We start from the raw sequence: 15,703 nt of genomic DNA, 5'->3' as shown, positions 1-15,703 counted from the left end.
TTCCGCCTCCGAGGCCGCGATGACCGATACCAGCCGTTCCGACGCGATTCTGGCGCGTATGATGGAATTCCATCCCAAGATCATCGACCTCACGCTGGACCGGGTGCACCGTCTTCTGGCGGCGCTTGACCACCCGGAACGGGTGCTGCCGCCGGTGATCCACCTGGCCGGGACCAATGGCAAGGGCTCGACCCAGGCCATGATCCGCGCCGGGCTGGAGGCCGATGGAAAACTTGTCCACGCCTATACCTCGCCGCATCTGGCGTGGTTCCATGAACGTATCCGGCTGGCGGGCGAGCTGATTTCCGAGGACGCGCTGGCCGCGCTGCTTGATGAATGCGTCGCGGCGAATGGTGGCGAAGAGATCACGTTTTTCGAGATCACCACCTGCGCCGCGCTGCTGGCTTTTTCCCGCACCCCGGCGGACTACACGCTGCTGGAAGTGGGGCTTGGCGGGCGACTGGACGCCACAAATGTGGTGGATCGCCCGGCACTGACGGTGCTGACGCCCATTTCCATCGACCATCAGCAATATCTGGGCGAAACCCTGCCCGAGATTGCGGGCGAAAAGGCCGGGATCCTCAAGCGCGGCGTGCCCTGCGTGGTCGGCCCGCAGGAAGATGCGGCGCTGGACGTGATCGAGGCGCGCGCGGCGCGGCTCGGGGCGCCGCTTCTGGTGCATGGCCAGCACTGGCATGTGACAACTGAACGCGGGCGGCTGGTGTTTCAGGATGAAACCGGCCTTCTGGACCTGCCGCTGCCCAACCTGCCGGGGCCGCACCAGATCCAGAATGCCGGGGCTGCACTGGCCGCGCTGCGCCATCTGGGCGCGTCGGAGACCGCCTGCGAGGCGGCAGTAGCCCGCGCCTTCTGGCCCGCCCGGATGCAGCGTCTGCGTCAGGGTCCGCTGGTCGATCTGGCGCCGGGGGTGGAGCTGTGGCTCGACGGCGGCCACAACCCGGCGGGGGGCGAGGCTATTGCCGCGACACTGGCCGCCATGCCTGCGCGTCCGACTTTCGCCATTTGCGGTATGCTGAACACCAAGGATATCGGCGGTTACCTGCGCCCGCTGGCACCGCATCTGGCAGAACTGCATGCCGTCTCGATTCCGGGCGAGAAGAATACGCTGCCCGCCGAAGTGACCGCCGAGGCCGCGCGCAAGGCGGGCATCGTGGCCGCAGAGGCCGAAAGCGTCGCTGCCGCGCTGGCCGGAGTCGCCGACCGCAACCCGCAGGCACGGGTGCTGATCTGTGGCTCGCTTTACCTTGCGGGCACCGTTCTGAAAGAGAACGGCTGATGGGGCCGCAGGCGCTTGCCGAAGCCTGCGCCGCAACCATGTGGGCGGGGGACGAGGCCAACCGGACCCTTGCCACGCGGCTGGTCGAGGTGGCGCCGGGCCGGGCTGTGATGTGCCTCGATCTGGGGCCGCAGCATCTGAACAGTCACGGCATCTGCCACGGCGGGTTCATCTTCGCGCTGGCCGACAGCGCCTTTGCCTATGCCGCCAACAGCCATAACGTGCCGATGGTGGCGCAGGTGAACCAGATCACCTTCGTCAGCCCGGCGCGCGGGGGCGAGACGCTGACCGCCACGGCGACCGAATTGTCACGCAGCGGGCGCAGCGCGATTTATGACATCATGGTCACCGGCGGCGACGGCCGGCTGGTGGCAACCCTGCGCGCCAATGGCCGCAGCCTGCCCGGACAGCACAACCCCGACGCGCAGACGCAGAGCTGAACCTGCCTTGCATCCGCCCGCGCGGCGTGAAAGCTTGGGCCAACGCTCGGACCCCGGAACATGCTGCCGATACTTGTGAAAACCCTGCCCTTCTTCGCCCTGATCGCGGTGGGGTATCTGGCGGGCCGGAAACGGTTCTTCCCGCCCGAAGGTGTGGCCTGGCTGACCAAATTCGTGTTCTACTTCGCGCTGTCGGCCATGCTGTTCCGCTTTGCCGCGAACCTGAGCCTTGCGGAAATCTTCGACCTGCCCTTCGTGCTGGCCTATCTTTCGGCCTCGCTGCTGCTTTATGCGGCGGTCATGGCCATCGCCATGGCGCGTGGCCGCGGGGTCGAGGAAGCGGCGATGGAGGCGCAATGTGCGCAATCGGGCAATACCGGCTTTCTGGGCGTGCCCATGCTGGTCGTGCTGCTGGGGCCACAGGCGGCCGGGCCGGTGCTGATGGTGCTGACGGTGGACATGGTGGTGTTTTCGTCCCTCATCACGCTGATCATCACCGCCGCGCGGGGCGGGCGACCGGGGTTGCAGACGCTGCGCATGCTGGCAATGGGCTGGCTGAAGAACCCGATGGTGGTGTCGATCGTGCTGGGGCTGATCTGGTCCGGCGCGGCGCTGCCGGTGCCCGGCCCGGTGAACGAGTTTCTGGGCATCCTCGGCGGTGCCGCCACCCCCGGCGCGCTGTTCGCCATCGGCGCCTCGCTGGCCGGGCGCGGGGCGGATCGGCTGGGCGTCGCGATCTGGCTGTCCTTCGCCAAGCTGGCGCTGCATCCGGCGCTGGTGGCGCTGGCGGCCTTCGTGATCTTCCCGGTCGATCCGTCGGCGGCGGGCGTCATGGTGGCGGCGGCAAGCCTTCCGGTCGCGGGCAATGTCTATATCCTTGCGCAACATTACGGCGTGGCCCCGCAACGGGTGTCCACTGCCATTCTTGTATCCACGGCGGCCAGTATCCTGACCGTCACAATGATCATCGCCTGGATCACGGGCTAAGGAGGACCGACGATGAAAACCGTTTCCGAAAACCGCGCCTATGGTGGCGTGCAGGGCGTCTACAGCCATGGCTCCACCGCCTGCGGCTGCGACATGACCTTCGGCCTGTTCCTGCCGGAAGAGGCCGAGCGTGGCCCTGTGCCGGTGATCTGGTATCTGTCCGGCCTGACCTGCACGCATGAGAATGCGATGGTGAAGGCGGGCGCGCAGAAATGGGCGGCCGAGGCGGGCGTTGCGCTGGTCTTCCCCGACACCTCGCCGCGCGGCGCCGATGTGCCGAATGACGAGGCCTATGATCTGGGTCAGGGTGCGGGCTTCTACGTCAATGCCACGGAAAAGCCGTGGTCCACCCATTTCCGCATGTGGGATTATGTGACGGAAGAACTGCCCGAGCTGATCTTCAAGGCCTTCCCTGTGGCCGAGGAACGGCAGGCGATCACCGGGCATTCCATGGGCGGCCATGGCGCGCTGACCATCGGCATGAGCTTTCCGGGCCGGTTCCGCTCTGTCTCGGCCTTTGCGCCCATTGCCAACCCTTCGGCAAGCGACTGGGGCCGCAAGCAGTTCACCGCCTATCTGGGCGCGGACGAGGCAAAATGGGCGCCGCATGACGCGACACTGCTGATGCGCAAGCGCGGCTTTGACGGCCCGATCCTGATCGACCAAGGCTCGGCCGACCAGTTCCTTGACCTCCTGAAACCCGAGGCACTGGCCGAGGCGATGGCGGCGCGGCGGCAGGGGGGGATCTTCCGCATGCAGAAGGGCTACGACCACAGCTATTTCTTCGTCTCCAGCTTCATCGAGGATCACATCGGCTTCCACGCCGCGGCGCTGTATGACTGAGCGCCGCATCCTCATCGACGCGGATGCCTGCCCGGTGAAGGCCGAGGCGGAAACGGTGGCGACGCGCCACCGCATCCGCATGGTCCTGGTGTCGAATGGCGGCATCCGGCCGTCGGCCAATCCGCTGGTGGAAAGCGTCTTCGTCGCAGAAGGCCCGGACGAGGCTGACAAATGGATCGCCGCCACCGCCGGACCCGGCGATGTGGTGGTGACGGGCGACATCCCGCTGGCGGCGAAATGCGTGGCGGCAGGGGCGGCGGTGCTGAAACCCAATGGCGAGGCGCTGACCACCGCCAATATCGGCATGGCACTGGCCACGCGCGACCTGATGGCCGATCTGCGCAGCGCCGATCCGTTCCGTCAGGGCGGCGGCCGGCCCTTCGCCAAGGCCGACCGCTCGCGCTTTCTTGACGCGCTGGAACGCGCGCTGCGGCGGTGACGCGAATGTTCCGTCCCGCCGTCGCGGGCGGAACAGACGGCGCGTGGAGGGGGACTAAGCTGCGGCCATGATTTCGCAGGCATCCCCCCGCACCACCCTGTTGGGTATCCTTTGCGCCATCGGCGGCGCCTCGGTCCTGTCGATCAACGATGTGGCGATCAAGGCGCTGTCGGGCGGCTATCCGCTGCATCAGGTGATCCTGACCCGGTCGGCCATCAGCATGGCCTTCATCCTGACCTTCATCGGCCTGACCGGCAGTTTCCGGCAATTGCGCACCCGCCGCCCGCGCGGGCATCTTCTGCGTGTCAGCTTTGTGATGCTGTCGAACATCACCTATTTCCTTGGCCTCGCCGCGCTGCCGCTGGCCGATGCGGTGGCCATCGCCTTTGTCAGCCCGCTGGTGGTGACGCTGCTGTCAGTCGTGGTGCTGCACGAACATGTCGGCCCGCGCCGCTGGGCTGCGGTGGCGGCAGGTCTGGCGGGGGTGCTGATCATGATGCGCCCCGGTGCGGGGGCGCTGCATCCGGCGGCAGTTCTGGTTTTCATCTCGGCCTTCACCTATGCCTCGACCCATATGATGACGCGGCGCCTGCGCGATACCGAAAGCGCAGCAACGCTGAATTTCTACGTCCAGTGCGGTTTCATTCTGGTCAGCACCTGCATGGGCCTGATCGTCGGCGACGGCCATCTTGCGGGCAGCGGCAACCCCTCGCTGGAGTTTCTGTTCCGCCCTTGGGTTTGGCCGCCCGCGCAGGACTGGCCGGTCTTTCTGGCGACAGGTCTTGCCGTGGGCATCGGCGGGTTGATGGTCAGCCAGGCCTACCGTCTGTGCGAGGCGGCGCTGATCGCGCCCTTTGAATATGTGGCCATGCCGCTGGCGATTCTCTGGGGTGTCACGGTCTTCGGCCAGTGGCCCGATGCGACCGCCTGGGCCGGCATCGCGCTGATCTGCGGCGCCGGGCTTTATACGCTCTGGCGTGAAACCGTGAACAGGAGACGGAGATGACAACACCGCAGGCCGTGATCTTCGACATCGGCAATGTGCTGCTGGAATGGAACCCTGAACGGTTCTACGACTGGCAGATCGGCCGCGCCCAACGTGAGGCGCTGTTCGCCGAAGTGGACCTGCACGCGATGAACGAGGCCATCGACGCAGGTGCCCCCTTCCGCGATACGATCTACGATCTGGCCGACCGCACCCCCGACTGGGCCGAAGAAATCCGCATGTGGCATGACAACTGGCTCGACATGGCCTCCCCGCGCATTGACGGATCCGTCACGCTGCTGCGGGCCTTGCGGTCGCGCGGCGTCGCGGTCTTCGCCCTGACGAATTTCGGCATCGGCAGCTTCGATTACGCGAAAACCCGCTATGATTTCCTGTCGGAATTCGACAGGGCCTATGTTTCCGGCCATTTGGGGGTGACGAAACCCGACCCGCGCATCTATGAACGGGTGGAGGCCGATTGTGGCCTGCCGCCCGGTTCGCTGCTGTTCACCGACGACCGGGAGGCGAATATCGCCGTCGCCCGCGCGCGCGGCTGGCGCTGCCACCTGTTCGAGGGCTGGCAGGGCTGGGCACGTCGGCTGGTGGCGGAAGGATTGCTGAACGAGAAGGAGGCTGGACTGTGACAGTGGAGATCATCGGGCGCGAGGCGGAAGCCGAACTGGACTGGCTGACGCTCTGTGACGCGATCGAGGCGGGCCACGGCCTGCCGCGCGCCGAAATCGCCGATGCCTTCCTCTATCGCGGCAAGGATACGCTGCTCAATCGTGCCGCATGGATCGACGGGCTGGGGCAGCTGGTGAAATGCGCGACCGTGTTTCCGGGGAACGGCGCCCTTGGCAAACCCAGCATCAACGGCTCGGTCACGCTTTACGCCGACACCACGGGCGAGCTGGAGGCGGTGGTGGATTTCCACCTTGTCACCAAGTTCAAGACGGCGGGCGACAGTCTGGTCTCGGCCCGGCGTCTGGCCCGGCCGGATTCGCGTGCGATCCTGATCGTCGGGGCGGGAACAGTGGCCAAGTCGATGATCGAGGCCTACCGGGCCGGGTTCCCGGAGGCGCGATTCAGCATCTGGAACCGCAGCCCCGCTGGCGCCAATGCACTGGCACGCGAAACGGGGGCAGAAGTGGCAACCGATCTGGCGGCGGCGGTATCGGCGGCCGACATCGTCTGCACCTGCACCATGAGCACCGAGCCGGTCGTCATGGGCGAATGGCTGCGCCCCGGTCAGCATCTGGACCTGATCGGCGCTTATCGCCCCGACATGCGCGAGGTCGATGACGAGGCACTGCGCCGCGCGCAGCTTTTCGTGGATTCGCGGGCGACCACGATCCATCACATCGGCGAACTGAAAGACCCGATCGCGCGCGGGGTGATTTCGGAATCCGATATTCAGGCCGATTTCTACGACATCCCTCAGGGGCTTTATCGCCGCCGTTCCGCCGATGAGATCACCATTGCCAAGAACGGCGGCGGCGCGCATCTGGATCTGATGACGGCGGCCTATATCCTCGCCGCCTGGCGCGGGCGGTGAGGCCGGGGGTTTTGCACCCCCGGACCCCCGCAGGATATTTGAGCCAAGGTAAATGAATCCTCAGCGCGACAGCGGCAGCGTCATGTCGCGGTGCGGGATGCCCGCATCATCATAGGCGGGGCCTTCGGCGGTAAAGCCGAGCTTTTCGTAGAAGCCCAGCGCGGGCACCTGTGCGCTGAGATAGACCGTATCGCAGGACGGGTCGGCCGCGAAATGCGCGATGCCGGCGCGGATCAGGGCGGCGCCAAGTCCGGTGCCGCGCGCTTCAGCCAGCACGCACACCCGGCCGATCTTGCCGGTCGCCCCTTTGCGCAGCAGGCGGGCGGTGCCGACGGGGCGGGTGTCGATTGTGGCCAGCAGGTGAATGGCCTGACCGTCGAGGTCATCCAGTTCATCCGCCTCGGCGATGCCCTGTTCCTCGATGAACACCTTGCGACGCAGGGCAACACAGGTGGCAATATCGGCGGTTTCCGCAATGACCGGGGTCACGCGAAATACTCCCGCAGGATGCGGCTGTAGATCGTCTTGAGTTGTTCGATCTGCGCGACCTCGACCCGTTCATCGACCTGATGCATGGTCTTGCCCACCAGACCAAACTCCACCACCGGGCAATGATCCTTGACGAAGCGCGCGTCCGAGGTGCCGCCCGAGGTGGAAAGTTCGGGGCGGCGGCCGGTTTCGGCCTCCACCGCGCGGGCGATCAGGTCGGACAAGGGGCCGGGCGGCGTCAGGAAGCTTTCGCCCGAGATCTGCACCCGCATGGTGATGCGCACGCCGGTTTCCGCCTCGACCGCGCGGGCGTGTCCTGCAAGCCAGTCGGTCAGGCTCGCCCCCGAATGGGCATCGTTGAAGCGGATGTTCACCGTGGCGGTGCCGCGCGCCGGGATCACGTTGGTGGCCGGGTTGCCGCAGTCGATTGTGGTGATCGCCAGCGTCGAGGCATCGAAATGCGCGGTGCCTTCGTCCAGCGGCTTTTCCTCCAGCCGGGCGAGCAATTTCACCAGCGCCGACATCGGGTTCCTCGCCCGGTGCGGATAGGCGCTGTGGCCCTGCACGCCCTCGGCCGTGAACCAGCAGGTCATCGAGCCGCGACGGCCGATCTTCATCATCTCGCCCATCTCGTTCGGGCAGGTCGGTTCGCCGACAAGGCAATGCGTCATCCGCTCGCCATTGGCGGCCATCCAGTCCAGAAGCGCAGTGGTGCCATCCTCGGCATCGCCTTCCTCGTCGCCGGTAATGGCCAGGATCACCGCGCCGTCAGGTGGTGTTTCGCGCACGAAATCCAGCGCGGCGGCGGCGAAAGCGGCGACGCCCGATTTCATGTCCGTGGCCCCCCGCCCCCAAAGCACGCCATCCACGATCTCGCCCCCGAACGGGTCATGCGTCCAGGCGGCCGCGTCGCCGACCGGCACCACATCGGTATGACCGTTGAAGCCGAAGCTGCGGTTGGCGCCCCTTGCCCCCCAGCGCGCGAACAGATTGGCGATGCCGCCCCGGTCCACGCGGGTGCAGGTGAAGCCACCCTCGGTCAGCAGCCGCTCCAGCAATACCAGCGCGCCGCCTTCGGCCGGCGTCACCGAATTGCAACGGATCAGATCGGCGGTCAGCCGGACGGGATCGACGGGCATGGTCATGGGGTGCTCCTTCTGCTGGGCACAGGGATACGGCGGCAAAGCATGGCTCGCAAGACCGGGGCATGCGCAACAGTGCACCCCGCCCACGCAGCGCCAATTGAGGTGCGATCATATAGAGCGCAAGCGCCGCGCCCTGAAACTGTGGCAAGCAAGCAACCGCCCGTTCGCGCAGCGCGAAATGTGGCGAGAATAAGGATGACATATGTCGCAATGGCGACATATCGTTCTGGTTGAAGGCGCGGCGGGCAATCCGCGCATTTCAAAAGGGCGGAGCAACCGTCCACCCCCGAGCAGGCCGGCAGATGACGGAGAAAACTCCGCAGCCGGTGGGGGCCTGAGAAAAGGGCGAGACAGGCACATGGCGACCGGCTCCGAGCTGACATATCAGACCAACGCCTCGGCGTTGCAGATGGCCAATACGATTTTCGGGGACGGGGTGACCGTCACCGGGGCCAGTTATACCGGACCCAGCAGCTCTTCCGCGATCTATTCCAACGGGCAGCGCGCGGCCGGGGTGATGCCGGGCGACAACGGGGTCATCCTGTCCACCGGCAACGCGACAAATTTCACGCAGAGTTCGGGCGACCCGAACCGCAGCGGCAGTACCTCGACCAATACCTCGGGCGTGGACAACAACAACCTGTTCAACGCCATTGCCGGGGCCCGCACCTATGACGCGGTCTGGCTGGATGTCGATTTCATTCCGACCGGCAACATGATGACGATGAAATTCGTTTTCGCCTCGGAGGAATACCCCGAATACGTCAATTCGCAGTTCAACGATGTGGTGGGGGTCTGGGTGAACGGCACACATGTGCCGATCTCGGTCGGCAACGGCAAGACAGCGGTGAACAACATCAACCTGAACACCCAGCCGAACCTGACCGTCTCCAACACGAATGACGCCTACAACACCGAGATGGACGGCTTCACCATCACGCTGTCGCTGGACATGAGCGTGATCGCGGGTCAGGTGAATTCCATCCGCATCGGGATCGCGGATACCTCGGACGCGAATTACGACAGCAACCTGCTCATCGCCGGCAATTCGGTGCAGACCGCGCTGGTGGCGGTGGATGACAGCATCACCATGGCGCCGGATGGCACCAAGACGCTGAACGCGCTGGCCAATGACCACGGACCGGGCAACAGCCAGCTTGTTATTACCCAGATCAACGGCACCAATGTCGTTGCGGGGCAGACCGTGACGCTGGCCAGCGGGCAGCAGATCACGTTGAACGCCGACGGCACATTCACCATCGTCGGCAACGGGCAGACCGGCAGTTCGTCCTTCACCTATACGGTCGGCAACGGCAATGGCAACGGCGTTACCGATGTGGGTATCGTCACCATCAATTCGGTGCCCTGCTTCGTGGCCGGCACCCGGATCCGCACACCCGACGGCGATGTGCCGGTGGAAGATCTGGAGCCGGGCGATCTGGTGATGACCATGGATGACGGTCCGCAGCCGCTGCGCTGGATTGGCAGCCGCCGGGTCGCGGCGTCGGGGGCGTTTGCCCCGATCCGCATCAAGGCAGGCACGTTCGGCGCGCATGGCACACTGTTCGTTTCGCCCCAGCACCGGGTTCTGCTGCGCGACCGGCTGGCCGAACTGCTGTTCGGTGAGGCGGAGGTTCTGGTTGCTGCCAAAGAACTGGTGAACGGCCGCAGCATCACCGTTCAGCAGGGCGGCGAGGTCGATTATGTGCATCTGATGTTCGACCGGCATCAACTGGTCTGGTCCGAGGGGCTGGTAACGGAAAGCTTCCTGCCCGGCCCGCAGACGATGGAAATTCTCGACCGGCCCGTGCTGGAGGAAATCCGCGCGCTGTTCCCCGCACTCGACCCCGAGACGGGGCTGGGTTACGGCCCTGCCGCCCGGCCCACCCTGCGCGGATTCGAAGCGCAGGTTCTTCTGACCGACGCGCGGCGCGCAGCGTGACGGATGGGGCGTGCATGGGCGGCTGGCTGGCCTTGTCGCAGCACGATCCCCCCCCGCCGGGGGGCGGTGCCACCCGCGCCGGGTTGATGACACGCGGCGCGCTGGTGCTGGAACTGGCGGTGCCGTTGCGCGGCGCTCAGGTTCTGCTGGATTACCATGCCGCGACGAATGGCTGGGAACGCACCTTCTCGATCCTGCATGACACCGAGCGCGGCCTGACGATCCGGCACAGGCAGGGCCCCGCCGTGGCCATTTGCCGACTGGAGGGCCGCCTGCCCGCCGAGCCCGGCATCGCGCAGATTACGCTGGCCTTCGACATCCACCGCGAAAGCTGGAGCCTGAGCTATATGCGGCCGGGCAGCGGCAGTTCCGTGACAGCATCGGGCACTGCCCCGCTTGCTCTTCCTCTGGAGGATCTGGACCGCATTTGCGCGCTGACACCCGAAGTCCGTCGGCACGATGCGCTGCTGTGGTTCGGCGCCACCACGCATGACGCCGCCCCGCGGGCAGCAAGCTGGGTGCATCACCAGACCGCAATCGCCACGCCCTCGGGCCTGCGGCAAGCGGGCAGCCTGAACCCCGGCGAGACCGTTTTGCTGCATGACGGCACCGCGCGGCGCCTTCAATCGGTTCGGCGCTGCGATCTGCCCGGTCGCGGCAGCCACACGCCGGTGCGCCTGCGCGCGCCCTATATCGTGCCCGGCCGCGACCATCTGGTCAGCGCCGATCTGCCCATTCTGATGACGGGCGGCGACATCGAGGATCTGTTCGACGAGGAGGAGGTTCTGGTGGCGGCGCAGCATCTGACCGATGGTCTCGCCGCACTGTTCGATACTGGGCATATGGTGTTGCGCACCATTTCGCTGGATATTGGCGCTCCCGATCTTGTGCAGGGTGACGGCATGGCCTTCCTGTCGGCCAGCCATGCCGGAGCGCCAGCGACCCCGCCGCCGCTGCGCCAGCTGCGCGGGTTCGAGGCGATGCCGCTTCTCGCCGCACTCAACCGCAACGGCATGAGCTGGCGCGCGGCCTGACTGCCCGGCGGGGTTCGCCCTTGCCATTCGCCGCCCGGAATGCTCCCCTCCCCCCAGCGGTAGCGACCGCAATGGGAGGCGTCATGTATAAATCCGGCGAAGTGGCTTACCAGCCGTTGCCCCTGCCCGACCGCGTTCAGAAACCCGATGATCAGGCGCTGGCCGCTGCTCAGGCGTTTCTGGATTACATGCGCAAGCGTCATTCGGTCCGCGATTATGCCACCCGCCCGGTGCCGGAGGAGGTCATTGCAGCCTGCATCGCAGCGGCAGGCACCGCACCCTCGGGTGCCAATCACCAGCCCTGGCATTTCGTGGCCATCGCCGATCCGGCGATGAAGGCCCGCATCCGCGCGGCTGCCGAGGAGGAGGAAGCCGCCTTCTACGCCGGTGGCGCGGGCGACGAATGGCTGGCGGCGCTGGAACCCATCGGCACCGGCACCGCCAAGCCGCATCTGACCGATGCGCCCTGGCTGATCGTCGTCTTTGCCCAGCGCTATGGCGTGACCGAAGACGGGCAGCGCTACAAGAATTACTACGTCCCGGAAAGCGTCGGCATCGCCACCGGCCTGCTGATCACCGCCTTGCATCACGCCGGGTTGGTCTGTCTGGAACATACGCCCAACCCGATGAAATTCCTCAATGAACTCTGCGGGCGGCCCGATCACGAAAAGGCGGTGATGATCCTGCCTGTCGGCTGGCCCGCCGATCACGCCACCGTGCCGGAGGTCGCCAAGCGGAAGAAGCCTCTGGCCGAAATCCTGTCGGTGTTTCGCGGATGACGCCGCAGCGCCAGCGTGCTACGCAGGCGCATGGACCAGTTGCCCAGCAAAGAGCAGATCCGCCAGTGGATCACCGACAATCCCGGCCTCGCCTCGAAACGCGACATCGCGAAGGCGTTTTCCATCAAGGGTGGCCCCGCCCGCATCGAATTGAAGCGCCTGCTGAAAGAGATGGAGCAGGAGGGCGGCATCCAGAAGCGCAAGCGCCAGTTCCGCGAGGCGGGCACCTTGCCGCCGGTATCCATCCTGCGCTTGTTGCCGCCCGATGCGGCGGGCGACCTGTTTGCCCGGCCGAATGAATGGGAAGGCGAGGACGCGCCGCTGATCCATGTGATCGCGCGCACAGGCGACCCGGCGCTGGGTCAGGGTGACCGCATTCTGGCCCGGCTGGAAAAGGTGGAGGGCGAGGCCCACGCCTATGAGGCGCGGCTGATCCGCAAGCTGGGCACCTCGGCCATCCGCGTTCTGGGCATCTTCCGCCGCAGCCACGAAGGCGGGCGCATCCTGCCCATCGACAAGGGCGCCGACAAGGAATGGCGCGTGCCCCCCGGCCTGACGCTGGAGGCCGAGGATGGCGAGCTGGTCGAGGCCGAACAGGCCGGTCCGAAGCGTCTGGGCCTGCCCAGCGCCCGCATCGTCGCCCGGCTGGGCGACCCGTCCGGGCCGAAGGCGGTCAGCCTGATCGCCATTCACCAGCACGGCATTCCCGACCAGTTCCCCGAAGCGGTGCTGGCCGAGGCCGACCGCGCCGAACCCGTGACGCTGGGTGACCGCGAGGATCTGCGCCACCTCGACCTCGTGACCATCGACCCGGTGGATGCCCGCGACCGCGACGATGCGGTGCTGGCCATCCCCGACACCGATCCCGGCAATGCCGGGGGCTTTCACCTCTGGGTCGCCATCGCCGATGTGGCGCATTACGTCACGCCCGGTTCCGCACTGGACCGCGAGGCCCGCAAGCGCGGCAATTCCACCTATTTCCCCGACCGTGTGGTGCCGATGCTGCCCGATGTGCTGTCGGGCGATCTGTGCTCGTTGCACGAAGCGGTGGACCGGCCCTGCATGGCGGTCTGCATCACCATCGACGCGCAGGGCGGCAAGCGCGGCCACCGCTTTACCCGCGGCCTGATGCGTTCGCGCGGGTCGCTGCATTACGGGCAGGTGCAGGCCGCGATCGACGGCGCGGTGGAGCCGAAGCTGGAGCCGCTGATGGACAGCGTGATCCGCCCGCTATACGCCGCCTATGCCGCGCTGAAACACGCCCGTGCCGTGCGGCAGCCGCTGGAACTGGACCTGCCGGAACGCAAGATCATCCTCTCGGACGAGGGTAAAGTGCTGTCGGTCGCCTTCCGCGAACGGTTCGACGCGCATAAGCTCATCGAAGAGGCAATGGTGCTGGCCAATGTCTGCGCCGCCGAAGAGCTGATCCGGCTGAAACGTCCGCTGCTGTTCCGCATCCACGAGGAACCGAGTCAGGAAAAGCTGGATGCCTTGCGCGAAGTGGCCGAGGCTTCGGGATTCACGCTGGCCAAGGGGCAGGTGTTGAAAACCGCGCATCTGAACCGGCTGCTGGCGCAGGCGGAAGGCACCGATCAGGACGAGCTTATCAACATCACCACATTGCGGTCGATGACGCAGGCTTACTACAGCCCGCAGAACTTTGGCCATTTCGGGCTGGCCTTGCGCAATTACGCGCATTTCACATCGCCCATCCGGCGCTATTCCGACCTGATCGTGCATCGGGCGCTGATCGCCGGGCATGGCTGGGGCGCGGATGGCCTCAGTGCCTGGGATGTCGAGAACCTCGACGAGACCGCCAAGCTGATCTCGGATTCCGAGCGCCGGTCGATGGCTGCCGAACGCGACACCATCGACCGCTATCTTGCCTCTTACCTCTCGGACCGCGTGGGACAGACCTTCACCGGGCGGGTTTCCGGCGTGCAGAAATTCGGGCTTTTCGTGAAGCTGGATGAAACCGGCGCCGATGGCCTTGTGCCGATCCGTGAGGTCGGGCGCGAGTTCTTCTTCTTTGATGCCGACAGCCAGACCCTGACCGGCGCCGATACCGGCCTGACCATCGGCCCCGGCGCGCGCGTCACCGTGCGGCTGGCCGAGGCCGTGCCGGTAACCGGCGGGCTGCTTCTGGAACTGATCGAGATCGACGGCGGCGCCCTGCCCGCCCCAAAACGCGGCAAGGCCGGGCAGGGCCGCGGCCCGCGCAAACCCGCCCGCGCCGCCATCGCCAAACGCAAGGTGGTGCGCAAGCGGCACTGAAGCAGGGGGCTGTCTGCCCCCTCGCCCCTTCGGGGCTCACCCCCGAGGATACTTGGGCCAAGATGAACTTCGCGCCTTCATCTTGGCAAAAATATCCTCCGGGGAGGCTCCGCAGGAGACGGGGGGCGGAAAGCCCCCCTTCCGTCATCGCCGCCTTTCGCAGACGCCGGCTTCCCGCTACACTGAGGCCGAGCAGACGCGAACAACCCGAAAAGGGGCCTTATCATGCGCCTTTCCAAGACCCTCCTGACCCTCGCCCTGACGACCGCCCTTTCGGCCTGTGTCGGAGGTGGCAGCGCGGTGTCGCAATCAGGGAGCAGCCCGACCGTGATCAAATATGGCCGCGACCAGAACCCGGACCCGGCCAAGGTGACTGGGCTGGAACAGTGGATTGCGGCCTTCCGGCCGCGCGCGCTGGCCTCCGGCGTGTCGGCAGGCACCTATGACGCGGCCTTCCGCGAGGTGGTCTATAACCCCGAGGTGATCCGGCGGTCGAACAATCAGGCCGAGTTCACCAAATCGCTGTGGGAATATCTGGAAACCGCCGTTTCCGACAAGCGTGTGGCCAATGGCCGGGCGATGCTGGCGCGGCATGCGAGCGTGCTGAACCAGATCGAGGCGACCTATGGCGTTGACAAGGAAGTCGTGGTCGCCGTCTGGGGCATGGAAAGCAGCTATGGCGAGAAGCGAGGCGATCTGCCGCTGATCGAGGCGCTGGCGACACTGTCCTATGACGGGCGGCGGGCCGAGTTCTTTCAGGGTCAGCTCATTGCTGCGCTGAAGATCCTTCAGGCGGGCGATACCGATGCCCGGCACATGCTGGGCAGCTGGGCCGGTGCCATGGGGCATACGCAGTTCATCCCGACCTCTTACCTTGCCTTCGCGGTGGATTTCACCGGGGACGGCAAACGCGATATCTGGTCGGACGATCCGACCGACGCGCTGGCCTCGACCGCCGCCTATCTGGCGAAATCGGGGTGGCAGCGCGGGCAGCCCTGGGGGATGGAAGTCACCCTGCCGCCGGGCTTTGGCGCGGCGGTGTCGGGCAAGTCGGCGAAACGCGCCGGTGCGGACTGGCGCGCCATGGGCATCACCCGCGCCGACGGGCGTCCGGTGCCCGACGGTCAGGCGGCGCTACTGCTGCCCGCCGGGGTGAAGGGCGCGGCCTTCCTGATCTACCGCAACTTCCACGCTATCGAGCGTTACAATCAGGCCGATGCCTATGTCATCGCGGTCGGCCACCTGTCTGACCGGCTGAAAGGTGGTCCGGGGCTGAAAACCCCCTGGCCCGCGGGCGATACCACCCTGCGCATGGCCGAACGGATGGAATTGCAGGAACGGCTGACCGCCATGGGCTTCGATACCGGCGGCACCGACGGCAATGTCGGGCAAAAGACCATTGCCGCCGTCAAGGCTTTCCAGACCACGCGCGGGCTGGTGCCGGACGGCTATCCTGACCGTGACGTTCTGGAACTGCTGCGGCGGCGCTGAGCC

General features: G+C 66.2%; 15 protein-coding genes. 13 read left to right on the top strand and 2 right to left on the bottom strand.

Annotated features, from left to right (window positions below; genetic code table 11):
- Window positions 1–19 precede the first annotated feature (19 nt).
- From D2N39_RS05015 to D2N39_RS04980, 8 genes are all read left to right on the top strand, one after another.
- On the top strand, window positions 20–1,297 hold the full coding sequence (locus D2N39_RS05015; RefSeq protein ID WP_119133672.1) for a bifunctional folylpolyglutamate synthase/dihydrofolate synthase: 1,278 nt from the start codon (window positions 20–22) through the stop codon (window positions 1,295–1,297).
- Window positions 1,297–1,737, top strand: coding sequence for a hotdog fold thioesterase (locus tag D2N39_RS05010; RefSeq protein WP_119133671.1), 441 nt, complete (start codon window positions 1,297–1,299; stop codon window positions 1,735–1,737). The genes D2N39_RS05015 and D2N39_RS05010 overlap by 1 nt, the downstream gene beginning before the upstream one ends.
- 60 nt (window positions 1,738–1,797) lie before the next feature.
- The gene (locus tag D2N39_RS05005) at window positions 1,798–2,724 is read left to right on the top strand and encodes an AEC family transporter (protein ID WP_119133670.1); all 927 of its coding nucleotides are present in this window, start codon (window positions 1,798–1,800) and stop codon (window positions 2,722–2,724) included.
- A gap of 12 nt (window positions 2,725–2,736) precedes the next feature.
- Complete coding sequence (gene fghA, locus D2N39_RS05000) at window positions 2,737–3,567, top strand: S-formylglutathione hydrolase (RefSeq protein ID WP_119133669.1); 831 nt, start codon at window positions 2,737–2,739, stop codon at window positions 3,565–3,567.
- Window positions 3,560–4,006, top strand: coding sequence for a YaiI/YqxD family protein (locus tag D2N39_RS04995; protein WP_119133668.1), 447 nt, complete (start codon window positions 3,560–3,562; stop codon window positions 4,004–4,006). The genes fghA and D2N39_RS04995 overlap by 8 nt, the downstream gene beginning before the upstream one ends.
- 67 nt (window positions 4,007–4,073) lie before the next feature.
- On the top strand, window positions 4,074–5,012 hold the full coding sequence (locus tag D2N39_RS04990) for a DMT family transporter (protein WP_119133667.1): 939 nt from the start codon (window positions 4,074–4,076) through the stop codon (window positions 5,010–5,012).
- Window positions 5,009–5,635, top strand: coding sequence for an HAD family hydrolase (locus D2N39_RS04985; RefSeq protein WP_119133666.1), 627 nt, complete (start codon window positions 5,009–5,011; stop codon window positions 5,633–5,635). The genes D2N39_RS04990 and D2N39_RS04985 overlap by 4 nt, the downstream gene beginning before the upstream one ends.
- Entirely contained in the window at window positions 5,632–6,546 is a 915-nt protein-coding gene (locus tag D2N39_RS04980) for an ornithine cyclodeaminase family protein (protein ID WP_119133665.1), read from the top strand. The genes D2N39_RS04985 and D2N39_RS04980 overlap by 4 nt, the downstream gene beginning before the upstream one ends.
- A gap of 60 nt (window positions 6,547–6,606) precedes the next feature.
- On the opposite strand, the gene D2N39_RS04975 is transcribed toward D2N39_RS04980, so the two are convergent.
- Both D2N39_RS04975 and dapE read right to left on the bottom strand, forming a co-directional pair.
- On the bottom strand, window positions 6,607–7,035 hold the full coding sequence (locus tag D2N39_RS04975) for a GNAT family N-acetyltransferase (RefSeq protein WP_119133664.1): 429 nt from the start codon (window positions 7,033–7,035) through the stop codon (window positions 6,607–6,609).
- On the bottom strand, window positions 7,032–8,174 hold the full coding sequence (gene dapE / locus D2N39_RS04970; protein WP_119133959.1) for a succinyl-diaminopimelate desuccinylase: 1,143 nt from the start codon (window positions 8,172–8,174) through the stop codon (window positions 7,032–7,034). Before dapE ends, D2N39_RS04975 begins: the two co-directional genes overlap by 4 nt.
- Before the next feature lie 364 nt (window positions 8,175–8,538).
- Between dapE and D2N39_RS04965 the strand changes: the two genes are divergently transcribed.
- The 5 genes from D2N39_RS04965 (at window position 8,539) to D2N39_RS04945 (ending at window position 15,700) form a co-directional block, all read left to right on the top strand.
- A complete protein-coding gene (locus D2N39_RS04965) occupies window positions 8,539–10,122 on the top strand; it encodes a Hint domain-containing protein (RefSeq protein WP_119133663.1) in 1,584 nt (527 codons plus the stop codon).
- Between the two features lie 14 nt (window positions 10,123–10,136).
- The gene (locus D2N39_RS04960; protein ID WP_119133662.1) at window positions 10,137–11,156 is read left to right on the top strand and encodes a Hint domain-containing protein; all 1,020 of its coding nucleotides are present in this window, start codon (window positions 10,137–10,139) and stop codon (window positions 11,154–11,156) included.
- A gap of 83 nt (window positions 11,157–11,239) precedes the next feature.
- On the top strand, window positions 11,240–11,935 hold the full coding sequence (locus D2N39_RS04955) for a nitroreductase family protein (protein ID WP_119133661.1): 696 nt from the start codon (window positions 11,240–11,242) through the stop codon (window positions 11,933–11,935).
- 30 nt (window positions 11,936–11,965) lie between these two features.
- Window positions 11,966–14,209, top strand: coding sequence for a ribonuclease R (gene rnr / locus D2N39_RS04950; protein WP_119133660.1), 2,244 nt, complete (start codon window positions 11,966–11,968; stop codon window positions 14,207–14,209).
- Window positions 14,210–14,434: 225 nt separating this feature from the next.
- Window positions 14,435–15,700, top strand: coding sequence for a lytic murein transglycosylase (locus tag D2N39_RS04945; protein WP_119133659.1), 1,266 nt, complete (start codon window positions 14,435–14,437; stop codon window positions 15,698–15,700).
- Window positions 15,701–15,703 lie beyond the last annotated feature (3 nt).

It is taken from the genome of Gemmobacter lutimaris, assembly GCF_003570715.1.
GTDB classification, from domain to species: domain Bacteria; phylum Pseudomonadota; class Alphaproteobacteria; order Rhodobacterales; family Rhodobacteraceae; genus Gemmobacter; species Gemmobacter lutimaris.
The sequence above is the reverse complement of the archived record's forward strand: the minus strand, read 5'-3'. Positions and strand labels throughout refer to the sequence as shown.